General features: G+C 64.9%; 15 protein-coding genes. 7 read left to right on the top strand and 8 right to left on the bottom strand.

The annotated features are described in order from the left end of the window. The coding region (locus VG320_RS14340) for an amino acid permease (RefSeq protein WP_327200762.1) at window positions 1-533 on the top strand (533 nt) is incomplete at its 5' end. A 57-nt stretch (window positions 534-590) separates the two neighbouring features. On the opposite strand, the gene dut is transcribed toward VG320_RS14340, so the two are convergent. The 6 genes from dut to VG320_RS14310 all read right to left on the bottom strand — a co-directional run bounded on the left by dut (window position 591) and on the right by VG320_RS14310 (window position 8,008). Beyond that, window positions 591-1,037: a dUTP diphosphatase gene (gene dut, locus VG320_RS14335; RefSeq protein ID WP_327200761.1), complete on the bottom strand. Its 447-nt coding sequence runs from the start codon at window positions 1,035-1,037 to the stop codon at window positions 591-593. Window positions 1,038-1,063: 26 nt separating this feature from the next. After that, a complete protein-coding gene (locus VG320_RS14330) occupies window positions 1,064-2,083 on the bottom strand; it encodes an LLM class flavin-dependent oxidoreductase (RefSeq protein WP_327200760.1) in 1,020 nt (339 codons plus the stop codon). A gap of 98 nt (window positions 2,084-2,181) precedes the next feature. After that, window positions 2,182-3,411 carry a bifunctional phosphopantothenoylcysteine decarboxylase/phosphopantothenate--cysteine ligase CoaBC gene (gene coaBC, locus VG320_RS14325; RefSeq protein ID WP_327200759.1) on the bottom strand — a complete coding sequence of 410 codons (1,230 nt, stop codon included), beginning with the start codon at window positions 3,409-3,411 and terminating at the stop codon, window positions 2,182-2,184. A gap of 45 nt (window positions 3,412-3,456) precedes the next feature. After that, window positions 3,457-3,990 (bottom strand): signal peptidase II, encoded by a 534-nt coding sequence (gene lspA, locus VG320_RS14320; protein ID WP_327200758.1) that lies wholly within the window; start codon window positions 3,988-3,990, stop codon window positions 3,457-3,459. Continuing rightward, complete coding sequence (ileS, locus tag VG320_RS14315) at window positions 3,990-6,839, bottom strand: isoleucine--tRNA ligase (protein ID WP_327200757.1); 2,850 nt, start codon at window positions 6,837-6,839, stop codon at window positions 3,990-3,992. The genes lspA and ileS overlap by 1 nt, the downstream gene beginning before the upstream one ends. A gap of 173 nt (window positions 6,840-7,012) precedes the next feature. Next, a complete protein-coding gene (locus tag VG320_RS14310) occupies window positions 7,013-8,008 on the bottom strand; it encodes a bifunctional riboflavin kinase/FAD synthetase (RefSeq protein ID WP_327200756.1) in 996 nt (331 codons plus the stop codon). Between the two features lie 164 nt (window positions 8,009-8,172). Here VG320_RS14310 and purN point away from each other — a divergent pair, with 164 nt between their 5' ends. From purN to nadC, 6 genes are all read left to right on the top strand, one after another. Then, window positions 8,173-8,847: a phosphoribosylglycinamide formyltransferase gene (purN, locus tag VG320_RS14305; protein ID WP_327200755.1), complete on the top strand. Its 675-nt coding sequence runs from the start codon at window positions 8,173-8,175 to the stop codon at window positions 8,845-8,847. Further along, complete coding sequence (locus VG320_RS14300; protein WP_327200754.1) at window positions 8,844-10,235, top strand: RsmB/NOP family class I SAM-dependent RNA methyltransferase; 1,392 nt, start codon at window positions 8,844-8,846, stop codon at window positions 10,233-10,235. The genes purN and VG320_RS14300 overlap by 4 nt, the downstream gene beginning before the upstream one ends. 124 nt (window positions 10,236-10,359) lie before the next feature. Beyond that, window positions 10,360-11,757 carry a mechanosensitive ion channel family protein gene (locus VG320_RS14295; protein ID WP_327200764.1) on the top strand — a complete coding sequence of 466 codons (1,398 nt, stop codon included), beginning with the start codon at window positions 10,360-10,362 and terminating at the stop codon, window positions 11,755-11,757. A 261-nt stretch (window positions 11,758-12,018) separates the two neighbouring features. Then, window positions 12,019-13,215: a DesA family fatty acid desaturase gene (locus VG320_RS14290; protein ID WP_327200753.1), complete on the top strand. Its 1,197-nt coding sequence runs from the start codon at window positions 12,019-12,021 to the stop codon at window positions 13,213-13,215. A 210-nt stretch (window positions 13,216-13,425) separates the two neighbouring features. After that, a complete protein-coding gene (gene nadA, locus VG320_RS14285) occupies window positions 13,426-14,556 on the top strand; it encodes a quinolinate synthase NadA (RefSeq protein ID WP_327200752.1) in 1,131 nt (376 codons plus the stop codon). Further along, window positions 14,557-15,456 carry a carboxylating nicotinate-nucleotide diphosphorylase gene (gene nadC, locus VG320_RS14280; RefSeq protein ID WP_327200751.1) on the top strand — a complete coding sequence of 300 codons (900 nt, stop codon included), beginning with the start codon at window positions 14,557-14,559 and terminating at the stop codon, window positions 15,454-15,456. It begins immediately after the preceding gene. 73 nt (window positions 15,457-15,529) lie between these two features. Here nadC and nadB read toward each other — a convergent pair whose 3' ends face one another. Continuing rightward, a complete protein-coding gene (gene nadB, locus VG320_RS14275) occupies window positions 15,530-17,131 on the bottom strand; it encodes an L-aspartate oxidase (protein ID WP_327200750.1) in 1,602 nt (533 codons plus the stop codon). A gap of 249 nt (window positions 17,132-17,380) precedes the next feature. Next, window positions 17,381-17,542: 50S ribosomal protein L33 (rpmG, locus tag VG320_RS14270; protein ID WP_327200763.1), on the bottom strand; the 162-nt coding region annotated here is incomplete at its 5' end.

Below are 17,542 nucleotides of genomic sequence, written 5' to 3'. Positions count from 1 at the left end.
CGGCGGGCGCGATCAACTTCATCGTGCTGGTGGCCGCGCTTTCGGCGATGAACAGCCAGCTCTACATCACCACGCGCATGATGTTCAGCCTTTCGCGCGCGGGCTATGCGCCCGCCGTGTTCGGCCGTCTCACGCGCCAGGGCGTGCCGACGGCGGCGCTGTCGCTCTCGACCATCGGCATCGCGGTGTCGGCGGTGCTCAACGCGCTTTGGCCGCAAACGGCGTTCACGCTGATGATGTCGATCGCCATGTTCGGCGCGATGTTCACGTGGCTCATGATCTTCGTCACGCAGATTTTCTTCCGCGTGAAAAACACCGGCGAGCCGCTGAAATTCCGCATGTGGGGTTTCCCGTTCACGAGCGTGCTGGGCGCGCTGCTGATGCTGGGGATTCTGGTCGGCACGGCGTTTACGCGCGAATTCCGCATGACGCTCGCGTACGGCGTGGCGTTCCTTGTGGCGCTGACGGTCGTCTATCTGCTGTGGTACCGGCGTCGGCATGAAGTTGCGGCCGCAACGAACGCCGCGCGATAGACGCAAAAAAGCACGCCCTCGAGCGTGCTTTTTTGTTGCTGCAAAGAGGCGAAGCGCTCAGTGCTTGCCGGTGCTGCCGAAGCCGCCTTCACCGCGTTGGCTCGCTTCGAAATCATCGACGAGATTGAACTGCGCCTGCACGACCGGCACGATCACGAGCTGCGCGAGACGCTCCAGCGGGTTCAGCGTGAAGGTGGTGTGGCCGCGGTTCCAGGTGGAGATCATCAGTTCACCCTGGTAGTCCGAGTCGATCAGGCCGACCAGGTTGCCGAGCACGATGCCGTGCTTGTGGCCAAGGCCCGAACGCGGCAGGATCAGCGCGGCGTAGCCCGGATCGGCGAGATGGATCGCGAGGCCCGTCGGGATCAGCTTCGTTTCGCCCGGTTCGAGCGTGACCGGCGCATCGAGACACGCACGCAGATCGAGGCCCGCGCTGCCAGGCGTTGCGTAGTGGGGCAGCTGGTCGCGCATGCGTTCGTTGAGGATCTTGACGTCGATTTTCATGGGTGAGGTTGGGGTAGTCGGTTAAGTCAGTTTGATCGAGGCGTTTGCGCGGATAAATCAAACGCCCCGGCGAGCAATTCGTAGGAGCGCAGGCGCGCCTTGTAGCTGCCCGCGACGGTGAGCACGACGAGTTCGTCGGCGCCAAAACGCTCTTGCAGCGCGTGCAGGCGTTCCGTGACGCTCTCGGGCGTGCCGATGATGCTGCGCGGCTTCTCGCGATCGATCACGATCTGCTCGCGCTCGCCGTATTCCTGCGCGCGGCCTTGTTCGAGGCTCGGGACCGGCGCGTTCAGGCCGTAGGCCATCTGCACGCGGCGTAGATCGACGGCTTTTTCGAGGTCGGCGGCTTCGGCTTCGGTATCGGCGCAGATCGCGAACACGGCGCAGGCCAGATACGGTTTCGCTTCATGGCCCGGCTGGAAGCGCTCGCGATAAGCGTTCGCCACCAGATGGCCGAAGTGCGCGTTGATGAAATGCGCGAACGTGAAGCGCAAGCCCAGTTGCGCGGCGAGGTCGCCGCCAAAGTCGCTGGAGCCCAACACCCAGAGCTGCGGGCGCGTGGCGATCTGCGGTTGCAGCACCACGCCGTGCGCCAGATGGCCGGACGCGAGCGTGCCGTCCATCAGCCCGACGAGATCCTGCACCTGCTGCGCGAACTGGTCGCCGCGATTGTAGGCGCCGGCCGCTACCGCCTGCGCGGTGCGCATGTCGCCGCCGGGTGCGCGGCCCACGCCCAGATCGATGCGGCCCGGAAACAGCGCTTCGAGCATCATGAACTGCTCGGCGACCTTGAACGGGCTGTAGTACGGCAGCATGATGCCGCCGGAGCCGATGCGGATGCGCTTCGTCACGCTGCCCAGACGCGCGAGCATGACTTCGGGGCAGGGGTTGCACACCCCCAGCAGGCCATGGTGCTCGGCGCACCAGTAGCGCGTGTAGCCGAGGTCATCGGCCAGTTGCGCAAGCTCGATAGTGGCGGCGATGGCGTCCGCCGCGCTGTGCCCGGCGATCACGGGCGACTGGTCCAGTACGGAAAGCAGTGTCATGGCAGTACGGCTCCTTCAACTACGTGCCCTGAGCGACGTGCGCGCGACGCGTTGCCCGTGCTGCGGGGGTGGCAGCACGGCGCGCGTCGCCGACTGCGTCAGGACAGGATGCCTGTGTCCGGCAGACGTTTCGCGATTTCGGCGATCAGCGTCTGCGCGAGCGTGATCTTGGCCGCGCGCGGCAGCGGCGTGCGGCCGCTGGCTTCGAACAGCACGACTTCATTGTCGTCCTGGCCGAAGGTGAGCGGGCCAAGATTACCGATCAACAGCGGCACCTTCTTGCGCGCGCGCTTTTCTTCGCCGTGCACGTCCAGGTCGCCGCTTTCCGCCGCGAAGCCCACGCAGTAGGGCGGGTGCGGCAGTGCCGCGACCGAGGCGAGAATGTCGGGGTTCTCGACGAAATTGAAGCCCGGAATGCGCTTGTCTGCCGTCTTCTTGATCTTGTGTTCCGCGACGTGATCGACGCGCCAGTCGGCCACCGCCGCCACGCCGATAAAGACATCGGCATCCGGCACGCCGCGCATCACGGCGTCATACATCTGCTGCGCGGTCTGCACGTTCTCGCGGACCACGCCCCACGGCGTTTCCAGCGCGACCGGACCCGCGACCAGATGCACGTCGGCGCCCGCCTGCTGCGCGGCTCGCGCGAGCGCGAAACCCATCTTGCCGCTCGAGCGGTTGGTGATGCCGCGCACCGGATCGAGCGGTTCGAAGGTCGGCCCGGCGGTGATCAGCAGCTTGCGGCCGGCGAGCACCTTGGGCGCGAAGAACGCGACGATCGCTTCATAGACCGCTTCCGGCTCCAGCATGCGCCCGTCACCGACCTCGCCGCAAGCCTGCGGGCCGGAATCGGGGCCGAGCGTTTCGATGCCGTCGGCGCGGATCTGCGCGACGTTGCGCTGCGTGGCGGGGTTCTGCCACATCTGCCGGTTCATGGCCGGCACCACCAGCAGCGGACAATCGCGCGCGACGCACAGCGTCGAGAGCAGATCGTCGGCGAAACCGTTGGCGAGCTTGGCGATGAAGTCGGTCGAGGCGGGCGCGATGACGATCGCATCCGCTTCGCGCGACAGGTCGATGTGCGCCATGTTGTTGGGCACGCGGCCGTCCCACTGGCTCGTGTAGACGGGGCGCCCCGAGAGCGCCTGCATCGTCACGGGCGTGATGAACTGCGTGGCGGCTTCCGTCATCACGATCTGCACGGTCGCGCCGGCCTTGGTCAGCAGGCGCGTGAGTTCGGCGATCTTGTAGCAGGCGATGCCGCCCGACATGCCGAGCACGAGATGGCGTCCGGCCAGCTCGCCCGGCGTTGCTGCGGAGGTGTTCAAGGCAGGTCTCCTCTGTCTCGCCCGTCTGGTTCGCAAACGTTGGGTTTAGCGCGAACCGCGCACACGGCGCAGTTCGTCGAACACCAGCAGCACGGCGCCCACGGTGATGGCGCTATCCGCGACGTTGAACGCGGGCCAGTGCGACAGGCCCAGATGGAAGTCCAGGAAGTCGATCACATGGCCGTACATCAGGCGGTCGAGCACGTTGCCCAGCGCGCCGCCCAGGATCAGCGCCAGCGCCGTGCAGAAGAGGCGCTGCCCCGCATGACGCTTGAGCAGATAGCCGATCACCACGGCCGCCACGACGCCCAGCGCCGTGAAGGCCCAGCGCTGCCAGCCGCCGGCGGCCGCGAGGAAGCTGAACGCCGCGCCCTTGTTGTACACCAGCACGAGATTGAAGAACGGCGTGATCACGCGGCCTTCGCCGTAAGCGAACACCTTGGAGATGGCGATCTTCGTGAGCTGGTCCGCGAGGATCACGATCAGCGCGATGCCGAGCCAGGGCACGAGCGTGCCCTTCGCTCCGTTAGCGCCATTGGCGCCGTTCGACTTGAACTGTTTCGACACGCTCTTGGCCATTACGCCGCGCTCCGGTTTTCGCCGTTACCGAACAGATTGACCACGCAGCGGCCGCACAGACCCGGATGCTCGGCGTTTGCGCCCACGTCCTCGCGGTAGTGCCAGCAGCGCTCGCACTTGAGGTACTTCGAGGTCACCACTTCGACGCCTTCGTCCGCTTCGTTCTCCACCTTCACGACTTCCGCCGCCGAGGTGATGAGCACGAACTTGAGATCGTCGCCCAGGCTCTGCAGCGCGTCATAGCGCGCGCCGCTTGCGAGGATGCGCACTTCGGCCTGCAGCGACGAGCCGATCTGGTTCGCCACGCGCGCCTCTTCCAGCGCCTTCGTCACGTTGCCGCGCACTTCGCGCAGCAGCGTCCACTTCGCGATCAGTTCCGGCGCGCCCGCGACGTCCGGGAACGCGTGGAAGGTCTCGGTGAAGATGGTTTCGCTTTGCGGCTGGAACACCTTCCACGCTTCTTCGGCCGTGAACGAGAGGAACGGCGCGAGGATACGCAGCAGGCTGTGCGTGATGTGATGCAACGCCGTCTGCGCACCGCGACGGGCGGCCGAATCCGGCGCGCTCGTGTAGAGGCGGTCCTTCAGCACGTCGAGATAGAAGCCGCCGAGATCTTCCGAGCAGAACGTCTGCAGCTTCGCCACGACCGGGTGGAATTCGTAGCGGTCGTAGTGCGAGAGCACGTCGTTTTGCAGCGTGTGCGTGAGCGCCACGGCGTAACGGTCGATTTCGAGCCACTGGTCCGCGGGCAGCGCGTGCTTTTCGAAGTCGAAGTCCGACAGGTTCGAGAGCAGGAAGCGCAGCGTGTTGCGGATACGGCGATAGCCTTCCGTCACGCGCTTCAAGATTTCTTCCGAGATCGCCAGTTCGCCCGAGTAGTCGGTCGAGGCAATCCACAGACGGATGATTTCCGCGCCCAGACGGTTCGCCACTTCATGCGGATCGACGCCGTTGCCGAGCGACTTCGACATCTTGCGGCCTTCGCCGTCGACGGTGAAGCCGTGCGTGAGCAGGGCGTTGTACGGCGGGCGGCCGTCGAGCATGGAAGCCGTGAGCAGCGACGAGTGGAACCAGCCGCGATGCTGGTCCGAGCCTTCCAGGTACAGGTCGGCCGGGAATTGCAGATCGTCCTTGTGCGAGCCGCGCAGCACATGCCAGTGCGTCGTGCCCGAGTCGAACCACACGTCGAGCGTGTCGCGGTTCTTCTCGTACAGGTTCGCGTCGTCGCCGAGCAATTCGCGTGCATCGAGCGTCTGCCAGGCTTCGATGCCGGACTTTTCGACGCGTTGCGCGACTTCTTCAAGCAGCTCCAGCGTGCGCGGATGCAGCTCGCCGGTTTCCTTGTGCACGAAGAAGGCCATCGGCACGCCCCATTGGCGCTGGCGCGAGAGCGTCCAGTCCGGGCGGTTGGCGATCATCGAGAACAGGCGCTGCTTGCCCCACGACGGGTAGAACGCGGTGGCTTCGATGCCTTCGAGCGCGGTTTCGCGCAGCGTCTTGCCGCCGTCCTTCGGTGCAACGTCCATGCCCGCGAACCACTGCGAGGTGGCGCGGTAGATGATGGGCGTCTTGTGGCGCCAGCAGTGCATATAGCTGTGCAGGTACTTTTCGCTGCGCAGCAGCGTGCCGGCGGCGTCGAGCGCGTCGACGATCTTCGGATTCGCGTCCCAGATCGACAGGCCGCCGAACAGCGGCAGCGATTCGACGTAACGGCCATCGCCCATCACCGGGCTGATGATGTCCGAGTCCGCCATGTTGTGCGCCTTGCACGACACGAAGTCTTCCACGCCGTAGGCGGGCGCCGAGTGCACGATGCCCGTGCCGGTGTCGGTCGTCACGTAATCGCCGAGGTAAATCGGCGAAGTGCGCTGGTAGCCCGGATGCGCCGAAGCGAGCGGGTGGTTAAAGCGCAGCAGCGAGAGCTTCTCGCCCTGGGTGGTGGCGATCACCGTGCCTTCGAGGCCGAAGTCCTTCAGACACGCTTCGACGCGCTCGGTGGCGAAAATCAGCAGGCCGCGCGGCGTATCGACCAGCGCGTACTCGATTTCCGGATGCACGTTGAGCGCCTGGTTCGACGGGATCGTCCAGGGCGTGGTGGTCCAGATGACGATGCCGCCTTCTTCGCGCGGCAGGGCGGGCAGGCCGAAGGCCGCCGCCGTTTCAGCCGGCTGTGCGAAGGTGAACAGCACGTCGATGGTCGGGTCGGTCTTGTCCTTGTACTCGACTTCCGCCTCAGCGAGCGCCGAGCCGCAGTCGAAGCACCAGTTCACGGGCTTCAGGCCGCGGAACACATAACCCTTTTCGATGATCTTCGCGAGTGCGCGGATTTCGCCCGCCTCGTTCGCGAAGTTCATGGTCTTGTACGGGTTGTCCCAGTCGCCCAGCACGCCCAGGCGCTTGAAGCCCGCCTTCTGCGTCTCGATCTGGCCCGACGCGTACTCGCGCGCCTTCTTCATCACTTCCTGGGCGGGCAGCGACTTGCCGAACTGCTTTTCGATCTGGATTTCGATCGGCATGCCGTGGCAATCCCAGCCCGGCACGTAGACCGCGTCGTAGCCCGCCAGATTGCGCGCCTTGACGATCATGTCCTTCAAGATCTTGTTCACCGCGTGGCCGAGGTGGATGTCGCCGTTCGCATACGGCGGGCCATCGTGCAGGATGAACTTCTTGCGGCCCTTCGAGGCGGCGCGGATCTTCTTGTAGATCCCCTTTTCTTCCCACTCCTTGACCCATTGCGGCTCGCGTTTGGGCAGGTCGCCACGCATCGGGAATGCGGTGTCGAGCAGGTTGACGGGGTACTTCGATTCGGACTTCTGCGGCTTGCCGGAGGATGCTTTCTTGTCGCTCATGGTGAGATCACGGTGAATTCGAGGATGCACGGCGTCAGCATTGCGGCCAGGCCGCGCAACCGTCGCCTCGCGCGCCGTTTGCGGACTATGCCGCAGCAGGCGCCTGGGGCGGGGCGGTCCAGGCGGGCGTCGCGCAAGGCATGAAGCCTGACGCGGCGCTCGCGGACCGCAAGTCACCTAATTCGGTCGGTCGCCGAGGTGGCGAAACCGGTGGAAGCGCCGCCGCTCACGTGTGCGCCCGCGGCGGCGAACCATGCGCGGGCGTTAGTCACATCGCGCGCGATGGCGGCGGTGAGTGTTTCGAGGTCGGCGAATTTTTCCTCGTCGCGCAGCTTCTTGAGGAATTCGACGCGCACGAGCTTGCCATACGCGTTGCCGTGCCAGTCGAGCAGATGCACTTCGAGCAGCACGCGGCCCGAATCGTCCACGGTCGGGCGCAGGCCGAGGCTCGCCACGCCGGGCAGCGGATGATCGGCCAGACCATGCACCTGCACGACGAAAATGCCCTTGAGCGCCGGGCGCTTGTGGCCGATCGGCAGGTTCAGGGTGGGAAAGCCCAGATCGCGGCCCAGCTTCAGGCCGTGCGTGACGTGTCCGCTGATTTCGTAGCCGCGGCCGAGCGAGGCGCGCGCGGCGTCCAGGTCGCCCGCTGCGAGCTGCGTGCGCACGGCCGAGCTGGAAATGCGCACGCCCGAGGGGTCGGCCACGGTCGCCATCTGCTCGACTTCGAAGCCGTGCTCCGCGCCGGCGACCTGCAGCGAGGCGAAGTCGCCCGCGCGCTTCGCGCCGTAGCGGAAGTCGTCGCCGATCATCATCCAGCGCGCGTGCAGTCCGCCCACGATGATGCGCGAGACGAAGTCGTCCGGCGACTGGCTCGCGAAGGTGTGGTTGAAATGCTCGACCACCACGCGGTCCACGCCGTTCTCGCGCAGCGCTTCGAGCTTGTCGCGCAGCATGGCGATGCGCGGCGGGGCGCTTGCCGGGTTGAAGAACTCGCGCGGATGCGGCTCGAAGGTCATCACGCAGACGGGCAGGCCGCGCGCGTCGGCGGCTTCGCGCACGCGCGCGAGCAACGCCTGATGCCCGCGGTGGACACCGTCGAAATTGCCGATGGTGAGCGCGCAGGGCGCGCGGCTTTCGGCATTGGGAAGACCGCGGAAGACTCTCACGATAACGGGACCTGAGGGGACGCCGGCCGGGCGCCCTGAATATGACCGAATGAGACCAGTTACACGGCGGGGTGGCCGCGACGAAACAGAAGATTATAAACGCACGGGAGCCCGATCGCCGCCGCCCGAGCGTTGGGGGGGCCGCCCAATGATAAAATCCGCGGATGAAAAATCTCGTTATCCTGATTTCAGGGCGGGGCAGCAACATGGAAGCCATCGTGCGCGCCTGTGCGCACGAGGCCTGGAGCGCGCGCATCGCCGCCGTGATTGCCAACCGCCCGGATGCCGCGGGGCTTGCCTTTGCAGCCTCGCACGGCATCGCCACGGCGGTGGTCGATCATCGCCAGTATCCTGATCGCGCCAGCTTCGACGCGGCACTCGCGCAGACCATCGATACTTTTGCGCCCGACCTCGTCGTGCTCGCGGGTTTCATGCGCGTGCTGACCGAGACGTTCGTGCAGCATTATTCGGGCCGGATGCTCAACATCCACCCGTCGCTGCTGCCGAGCTTTCCGGGCCTCAAGACGCATCAAGGCGCGCTCGACGCAGGCTGCCGCGTGCATGGCGCCACAGTGCATTTTGTCACGCCCACGCTCGATCATGGTCCGATCGTGGCGCAGTCGGCGGTGCCGGTGCGCACCGGCGACGATGCCGCTACGCTTGCCGCGCGCGTGCTGAAGACCGAACACACGATGTATCCGCGGGCGATCCGCTGGTTCGTCGAAGGGCGCCTCGCGCTCGACGGCGAACGCGTGACGCTCACGCCACCCGAGCCGCAATGGCTCTTCCTTGACGACGCAAACGAAACACAAGCACACACCGCCGGGGAGGGCGCATGAGGCTACATGGTTTTTTGATTGGACAAACTGAGACGTTGCTGGCCGACGTTTTGAAATTCACCGGTCCCGCCGATGCGGCGACGAGCCGCTTTTTCCGCGAACATCCGAAGCTTGGCCACGCCGAGCGCGGCGTGATCGCCGAAGCGGTGTTCGCCGTACTGCGCCGTCGGATGGAGTTCGCACACCTGGCCGAAAGCGGTACGGGCAACCCGACGCGCCGTCTGACGCTGCTCGGGCTGATGGCGACGGCAGGCCGCAACGCCATCCGTCCCTTTGTCTCGGACGCTGAAGCGAGCTGGCTCGAACACGTCGCCAAGATCGACCCGGCGAGCCTGCCGCTGCGCCAGCAGCTCAATCTGCCCGACTGGATCGTCAAGGCGCTGGAAAAGCGTTTCGACGCCGCCGAACTCGCGCAACTGGCTGCCGCGCTGAACTATCCGGCACCGCTCGATCTGCGCGCGAACCCCATCAAGGCAAGCCGCGAAGAACTGCTGCGCTCGCTCTCGCAGGCCGGCATCGAGGGCGGCGAAACGCCGTTCGCGCCGTTTGGCGTGCGCGTGACGGGCAAGCCGGCGCTCTCGAAGCTCGACGCCTTCAAGGACGGCTGGTTCGAAGTGCAGGACGAAGGCAGCCAGTTGCTGTGCACGCTGCTTGCGCCGCGCCGCGGCGAGATGGTGGTGGACTTCTGCGCGGGCGCGGGCGGCAAGACGCTGGCGCTGGGCGCGATGATGCGCTCGTCGGGCCGTCTGTATGCTTTCGACGTCTCGGAAAAGCGTCTGGCCAAGCTTAAGCCGCGCCTTGCGCGCAGCGGCCTGTCGAACGTGAATCCGGTGCTGATCGACAGCGAACACGACGCGAAGATCAAGCGCCTGATCGGCAAGATCGACCGCGTGCTGGTGGACGCGCCTTGCTCGGGTCTCGGCACGCTGCGCCGCAACCCCGACCTGAAGTGGCGTCAATCGCCGGAATCGATTGCGGAACTCGCGCCCAAGCAACTGTCGATTCTGACGAGCGCGGCGCGTCTGCTCAAGCGCGGCGGCCGTCTGGTCTACGCGACCTGCTCGATTCTGGATGCAGAAAACGAAGCGGTCGTGAAGCAGTTCCTCGAAGCGCATCCGGACTTTGCGCTGGTGAGCGCGCGCGACGTGCTGGCGGATCAGCGCGTGGGCCTCGACACGGGTGACTACTTCTCGCTGTGGCCGCACCGCCATGCGACGGACGGCTTCTTTGCCGCCGTGCTGGAGCGCCGCGGCGACGCGCAGCCGAAGGTGAAGAAGGCCAAGGCCGAAGCCACGCCTGACGAAGCCGCAGCGGCCAGCGAAACCGCCGACGCAATCGCCAAGGCGCAGCAGCCCGAGGCCGCCGAGCCGGACGCCGCGCTGGAATAAGCAGCGCCTGGCCGGTTAGCAAGTCTCGCGGGGCCGTCCGGTGCAGACCGGGCGGCCCCGCGTCGCTTGGCTGCGTCGTTTCTCTCTTTATGTTTGCGTACTACCTGACGCGAAAGCGCTCATGATGGAAAACCGTTTGCTCTCACACATGCTGGGCGGCGTGATCCGCGACTTCGGTCAGCCGGTCATGCTCTGGCAGTCCGGCGTGCTGATCGGCGCGCTGCTGGTCGCCTGGCTGTTCGCGCGCCTGTTGCGCCACGCGCTCGAAGCGCGCCGCCAGGATCGCTACGAGGCCCTGCGCTTCGGCGCGGAAAGCCTTTCGCGCGCATTGTTCCCGCTGATCGGCGCAGGCTGCGTCTGGGCCGCGCGCGAAATCTCCAGCAATTTCATCCATACCTCGCTGCTGAATCTGGCGCTGGTGCCGCTATTCGGCATCGGGCTGATCTACATCGCGTTCTTCTTTGCGCGGCGTGTGTTTGGCCGCGATGGCCAGACCCACGCGTGGCTGTCGATCGTCGAAAAGCTGGTTTCGCTGATTGTCTGGCTCGGCATGCTGTTCACTGTGCTGGGCATCCAGGACGACGTGCTCGAGTGGATGGAGAGCGTGCGCTTTCGCATCGGCACCGCGCATGTGAGTCTGTTGTCGCTTTCCAACGGCGTGCTGTGGGTCGGCGTGACCATGGTGGTGGCGATCTGGGCGGGCGCGGCGCTCGAAGACCGCCTGATGCGCGCGACCACCATCGACGCCAATCTGCGCGTCGTGCTGGCGCGCGTGGGACGCGCGCTGCTGGTGTTCGCGGCGATCCTGCTGAGCCTGTCGATCGTTGGCATCGACATTACCGTGCTGGGCGTATTCGGCGGCGCGCTGGGTGTGGGGCTCGGTTTCGGCTTGCAGAAGATTGCGAGCAACTATGTGTCGGGCTTCATCATCCTGATCGACCGCTCGTTGCGTCTGGGCGACACCATCAACGTGAGCGGACTCGCGGGCAAGGTCACGCAGATCCGCACGCGCTACACGGTGGTGCGCGGGCTCGACGGCGTGGAGACGCTGATCCCGAACGAAAAGCTGATCACCGATGTGGTGCAGAACCAGTCGTCGTATCTGACGCGCGGTTACGCCAAGGCCGCGGTGCAGGTGGCCTACGACACCAATCTCGACGAGGCGATGGCGCTGCTGGCCCGCGCGGCCGAGGGCGTGGATCGGGTCTTGAACGAACCGGCCCCGACCCCATATCTGGCTGGCTTCGGTGCGGATGGCATCAATCTGGAGCTGGGTTTCTGGATTGCCGATGCGGCCAATGGGACGTCGAGCGTGCGCTCGAACGTGAACCTGAACATCTGGCGCTTATATAACGAGCACGGTATTTCGATTCCGTTCGCGCAGCGTGAGGTGCGGATCATCGGGCAGGGGTTGCCTGGTGTTAATCCGAACGTTAATCCGAATGCCAATTCTGCCGTTAATCAGGTTGTTGCGCCTGCTGCGGAAACCGGCGAGGCAGGTGGGGCGGCCCAGACCCGCTGATGGGTGTGTTCGGCGAGGATAAAAGGCGACGTCTGGAAGGGCCGGATCGGGTGCGAATTGGGTGCGGCAAAGCGCCTCCAGGCGCTAAATTTCGGTCTCCAGACGTTGACGCGGACGTCTTTAAAGAAAAAAATCTTCATTTGTTACAAACACTTGGAACGGTTCTAGTAGAATGCCGTCCAACCTCTTCGAACGCTTTCACTTTTCTGACAACCGCGTAAGGCTCCCAGGCCGGCGCGCTTCGTTTCACGGGTACGAACCTTGTTGAATTCCCTGCTTGATTTTCTCGCCCACGGGGTGCTGCATTTCTCGTGGTGGCAGATCCTGCTTTGCGCGGCTGCGGCTACGCACATCACGATCGTCGGCGTCACGGTGTATCTGCACCGTTGCCAGGCGCACCGTGCGCTCGAACTGCATCCGATCGCGAGCCATTTCTTCCGTTTCTGGCTGTGGATGACCACGGGCATGCTCACGGGCCAGTGGGCGGCAATCCACCGCAAGCACCACGCGAAGTGCGAGACCGAGGAAGATCCGCACAGCCCGCAAACGCGCGGTCTGTGGAAGGTGATGCTCGAAGGCGCCGAACTCTATCGCGCCGAAGCGAAGAACGAAGAAACGCTGCGCCGTTTCAGCCACGGCACGCCTAACGACTGGATGGAGCGTAACGTCTACACGCGCTTCCCGATCCTCGGCGTGAGCATCATGATGGTGATCGACGTCGCGCTGTTCGGCGTGGTCGGTCTGTCGGTCTGGGCCGTGCAGATGGCGTGGATTCCGTTCTGGGCCGCGGGCGTCGTGAATGGTCTCGGCCACTTCTGGGGCTATCGCAACTTCAACTCGTCGGATGCCAGCACGAACCTGTTCCCGTGGGGCATCATCATCGGCGGCGAAGAACTGCATAACAACCACCACACTTTCGCGACCTCCGCGAAGCTGTCGAACAAGTGGTACGAGTTCGATATCGGCTGGATGTACATCCGTTTGATGTCGTTCGTGGGTCTGGCCAAGGTCAAGAAGGTTGCGCCCACGCCGCGTCTGGCCAAGGGCAAGCTGGTAGCCGACCATGAAACGCTGCAGGCCGTGCTGTCGAACCGCTATGAAGTCATGGCGCGTTACGCAAAGGCCGTGAAGCAGGCGTATCGCCAGGAACTGGCGCACCTCAAGGAAGTGGGCGAGCGCGAGAAGTACAAGCTCATGCGCGGCGCAAGCAAGTGGGTCGCCAAGGAAGAAGCCAGCCTGAACGAGCCGCAAAAGCGCCAACTGCCGCAGATTTTCGCCAACAGCCAGAAGATGCGCACGTTCATCGAACTGCGCAACGAACTCGCACAGATCTGGGACCGTTCGAGCGCCTCGCGCGAACAACTGCTCACGCAGCTCCAGGATTGGTGCCATCGCGCCGAACAAAGCGGCATCAAGGCACTTCAGGAATTCGCGTCGCGTCTGCGCCGCTACGCCTGATTCTGTGGATTTCCGTCCACGGGTGGCCCATGCGCCCCACGTGACTGTCGGAAAAATCCATTAGAATTCAGGTACGTCACAAAACCCCGCGTTGGCGGGGTTTTTCTTTTTGGGCCGCGGAAATTCAGTGATGCCGCGGCGATCGGCAGGGCAGCAACTGGCATGGGACCAGAGCGAGCTAAAAGCCAGCTCGGGTCGGTAGAGGAGATCATGAGTCAGGCGATTAAAGCGGTCGAATACGACCGACCGCAGGGCGCGATGTGCGGTGTCGGACAGGCGTGGGCGAAGGTGCCCGACGCGCCCTCGGCATCGGAGCGCGCTGCGTTGAAGGAGCGCATCCGCGCATTGCTCAAGCGCGAGAAAGCGGTGCTCGTCGCGCACTATTACGTCGATCCTGAGTTGCAGGAACTGGCCGACGAAACCGGCGGCTGCGTGGCCGATTCGCTCGAAATGGCGCGCTTTGGCCGCGATCACGACGCGCAGACGCTCGTGGTGGCCGGCGTGCGCTTCATGGGCGAGACCGCGAAGATCCTGAGCCCGAACAAACGCATCCTGATGCCGGATCTCGACGCGACCTGCTCGCTCGATCTGGGCTGTCCCGCCGACGAATTCTCCGCCTTCTGCGACCAGCATCCCGATCGCACCGTGGTGGTCTACGCCAACACCAGCGCGGCCGTGAAGGCGCGTGCGGACTGGATGGTCACGTCGTCGATCGGTCTGGAAATCGTCGCCGATCTGCACGCGAAGGGCGAAAAAATCCTCTGGGCGCCGGATCGACATCTGGGCAACTACATCCAGAAGAAGACTGGCGCCGACATGCTGCTCTGGCAAGGCTCCTGCCTCGTGCACGACGAGTTCAAGGGCATCGAGCTTGATCTGCTGCGCGCCGAATACCCCGATGCGAAGGTGCTCGTGCACCCCGAATCGCCCGAAGGCGTGGTGGCGCTGGCGGACGTGGTCGGCTCGACCACGCAGCTGATCGACGCCGCCGTGAAGCTCGACGCGCAGCGTTTCATCGTCGCGACGGATCTGGGCATCCTGCACAAGATGCGCCTGGCCGCGCCCGGCAAGACCTTTATCGAAGCGCCCACGGCCGGCAACAGCGCGACGTGCAAGAGCTGCGCGCATTGCCCGTGGATGGCCATGAATGGCCTCGCGAATCTGGCCGACGTGCTGGAGCGCGGTCACAACGAAATCTTTGTCGATGCCGCCATCGGCGAGCGCGCGCGTCTGCCGATCGACCGCATGCTGGCGTTCGCGGCCGAGCACAAGCGCCGCGTGCAGGCGAGCGGCGATCTCGCGCGCGATGGCGCGCTGTTCTCGCAAGTGGGGGCCGCGTAAATGGGTGTACTGGAATTGCTGGCGGTGGACGCGCTGTCGTCCGTGCTGCCCGAAGTGCGCGCGCAGTACGGCGCGGCGTTCGATCAAGCGATCGCGCGTAACGTCGCCGACGCGCTGGCGGAAGATGTCGGCACAGGCGATCAGACTGGGCGTCTGGTGCCAGCCGACGAAATGCGCGATGCGCGCATCATCGTGCGCGAAGACGCTGTGCTGTGTGGCGTGCTCTGGTTCGATGCCGTGGTGAAGCAGGTCGATCCCCGCATCGAGGTGCGCTGGCACTATCGCGAAGGCGAGCGCATGACGGCGGACACGCCGGTCTGCTCGCTGCGCGGTCCGGCGCGCTCGCTGCTCACGGCCGAGCGCAACGCGATGAACTTCCTGCAACTGCTCTCGGGCGTGGCGAGCGCGACGCGCCGTTATGTCGATGCGATCGCGCACACGCAGACGCGCATCCTCGACACGCGCAAGACGCTGCCGGGTCTGCGTCTCGCGCAGAAATACGCGGTTCGCGTGGGCGGCGGCGCGAATCAGCGCCTCGCGCTCTACGACGGCATCCTCATCAAGGAAAATCACATCGCGGCCGCAGGCGGCGTGGGCGCGGCGATGGACGCGGCGCTGGCGCTCGATGCGGGCGTGCCGATCCAGATCGAAGTGGAAGCGCTCGAACAGCTCGATACGGCGCTCGCGCATGGTGCGAAGTCGGTGCTGCTCGACAACTTCTCGTTCGAGATGATGCGCGAAGCGGTTGAGCGCACGGCGGGGCGCGCGGTGCTCGAAGTCTCGGGCGGCGTGAACTTCGATACGGTGCGCACGATCGCGGAAACCGGCGTGGACCGTGTGTCCATCGGCGCGCTGACTAAGGACGTGCGCGCGACCGATTTTTCGATGCGTATCGTCTAGGCGACTCAGCGTTGAAAAGCAAAAAGGCCGTCTCGCGAGAGACGGCCTTTTCGTTTGTAGGTGGCGCGAACGCTCAGGACACCGTGCGATTACGCACGCGTTCCGGCGACAGTACGCTCGGCAGCGCCTTGGGCAGCGTGTTCGGCCAGTCGCGGCTGAAGTGCAGCCCGCGGCTCTCGCGGCGCGAGCGCGCGCTTTCGACGATCAGCGAAGCCACTTCGACCAGATTGCGCAGTTCCAGCAGGTCGCGCGTGACGCGGAAGTTTGCGTAGTACTCCTGGATTTCGTCGCGCAGCAGTGAAATGCGATGCTGCGCGCGCTCCAGACGCTTGTCCGTGCGCACGATGCCCACGTAATTCCACATCAGACGGCGCAGCTCATCCCAATTGTGGGCGACCACAACTTCCTCGTCGGAATCCGATACACGGCTTTCGTCCCAGTCAGGCAGCGGCGCGTGCGCGGCCGCCTCGAAGCCTTCGGCCTCGATCGCCTCGGCAGCCGAGCGGCCAATCACGAGGCATTCGAGCAGCGAGTTGCTGGCCAGGCGGTTCGCGCCGTGCAGGCCCGTGTACGAGGTTTCGCCGACGGCATACAGGCCCGCGAGATCGGTGCGGCCCGCCAGATCGGTGACGACGCCGCCGCAGGTGTAGTGCGCGGCGGGCACGACCGGAATCGGCTCTTTCGTGATGTCGATACCGAACTCGCGGCAACGCGCCAGCACGGTCGGGAAGTGCTCTTCGAGGAACGCGGCCGGTTGATGGCTGATGTCCAGGTGCACGCAGTCGATGCCGTGCTTCTTGATCTCGAAGTCGATGGCGCGCGCGACGATATCGCGCGGCGCGAGTTCGGCGCGCGGATCGTGCTCCGGCATAAAGCGCGTGCCGTCGGGCAGGCGCAGCAGGCCGCCCTCGCCGCGCACGGCTTCGGTAATCAGAAACGACTTGGCGTGCGGATGGAACAGGCAGGTCGGGTGGAACTGGATGAACTCCATGTTCGCCACGCGGCAGCCCGCGCGCCAGGCCATGGCGATGCCGTCGCCGGTGGCCGTGTCGGGGTTGGTCGTATAGAGATAGACCTTGCCCGCGCCGCCCGTCGCCAGCACGGTGTGCGGCGCCTGGATCGTCACGGTGCGGTCGTTCTGCAGATCGAGCGCGTAGAGGCCGTGGCAGCGGCGGCCGGGCAGGCCGAGGCGGTCGGACGTGATGACGTCGATCGCCTGGTGATCTTCGAGGATCGTGATGTTCGGATGCTGGCGTGCGCGTTCGAGCAGCGTTTGCACGACGGCGTGACCGGTGGCGTCGGCGGCGTGGATGATGCGGCGATGGCTATGGCCGCCTTCGCGTGTAAGATGGAAACCCAGCTCGGCGGCGGCGTCCTTCGTGAAGGGCACATCCTGGGCGATCAGCCATTCGATGGCGGCGCGGCCATGCTCGACGATGTAGCGCGTCGCGCTTTCGTCGCAGAGTCCGCCACCGGCGACCAGCGTGTCATCGACATGGTTTTCCACGCTGTCGGCCGAATCGAGCACCGCGGCGATGCCGCCTTGCGCGCGATCGCTTGCGCCTTCGGTCATCGCCCGCTTGGCGATCACCACCACGCGCCGCGTCTCGGCAAGGTTCAGGGCGACGCTCAATCCCGCCAGCCCGCTGCCGACGATCGCTACATCGAAATTCATGGTCCTGCTTCTCCGTCTCTTTTGTTCTGCGCTGCCCGCTGTCAGACGCTGGCGGGTGAAGCGGCAAGCATACTCCGAGTGGGGAGCGTACGAAAAGTCGTACGCGTGACGGGAAGGCGAATAGTCGGGGAAAACGCACGCAAAAGACTGTTACGCGCGGCAGAAGAGAGGAAGGGGAGGCCGGAAAAAGAAAAGCCCCGCCAGAAGGCGGGGCTTTTCTTGTCTTCGTCAGGCTCGAAACCCGATCAATTACTTGATCTTGGTTTCTTTGTACTCGACGTGCTTACGAACAACCGGGTCGAACTTCTTGATCGACATTTTTTCCGGCGTGTTGCGCTTGTTCTTCGTCGTCGTGTAGAAGTGACCCGTGCCTGCGGTCGACTCGAGCTTGATCTTGTCGCGAATACCCTT

The sequence above is a fragment of the Paraburkholderia sp. genome (assembly GCF_035948235.1).
Classification (GTDB): Bacteria; Pseudomonadota; Gammaproteobacteria; order Burkholderiales; family Burkholderiaceae; genus Paraburkholderia.
This window is presented reverse-complemented; position numbering and strand designations above follow the sequence as displayed.

Coding starts and splice junctions, on each gene's coding strand:
- dut (WP_327200761.1), bottom strand. CDS start 1,037: ATGAAAATCGACGTCAAGATCCTCAACGAACGCATGCGCGACCAGCTG.
- VG320_RS14295 (WP_327200764.1), top strand. CDS start 10,360: ATGGAAAACCGTTTGCTCTCACACATGCTGGGCGGCGTGATCCGCGAC.
- purN (WP_327200755.1), top strand. CDS start 8,173: ATGAAAAATCTCGTTATCCTGATTTCAGGGCGGGGCAGCAACATGGAA.
- ileS (WP_327200757.1), bottom strand. CDS start 6,839: ATGAGCGACAAGAAAGCATCCTCCGGCAAGCCGCAGAAGTCCGAATCG.
- VG320_RS14330 (WP_327200760.1), bottom strand. CDS start 2,083: ATGACACTGCTTTCCGTACTGGACCAGTCGCCCGTGATCGCCGGGCAC.
- nadA (WP_327200752.1), top strand. CDS start 13,426: ATGAGTCAGGCGATTAAAGCGGTCGAATACGACCGACCGCAGGGCGCG.
- VG320_RS14300 (WP_327200754.1), top strand. CDS start 8,844: ATGAGGCTACATGGTTTTTTGATTGGACAAACTGAGACGTTGCTGGCC.
- nadB (WP_327200750.1), bottom strand. CDS start 17,131: ATGAATTTCGATGTAGCGATCGTCGGCAGCGGGCTGGCGGGATTGAGC.
- lspA (WP_327200758.1), bottom strand. CDS start 3,990: ATGGCCAAGAGCGTGTCGAAACAGTTCAAGTCGAACGGCGCCAATGGC.
- nadC (WP_327200751.1), top strand. CDS start 14,557: ATGGGTGTACTGGAATTGCTGGCGGTGGACGCGCTGTCGTCCGTGCTG.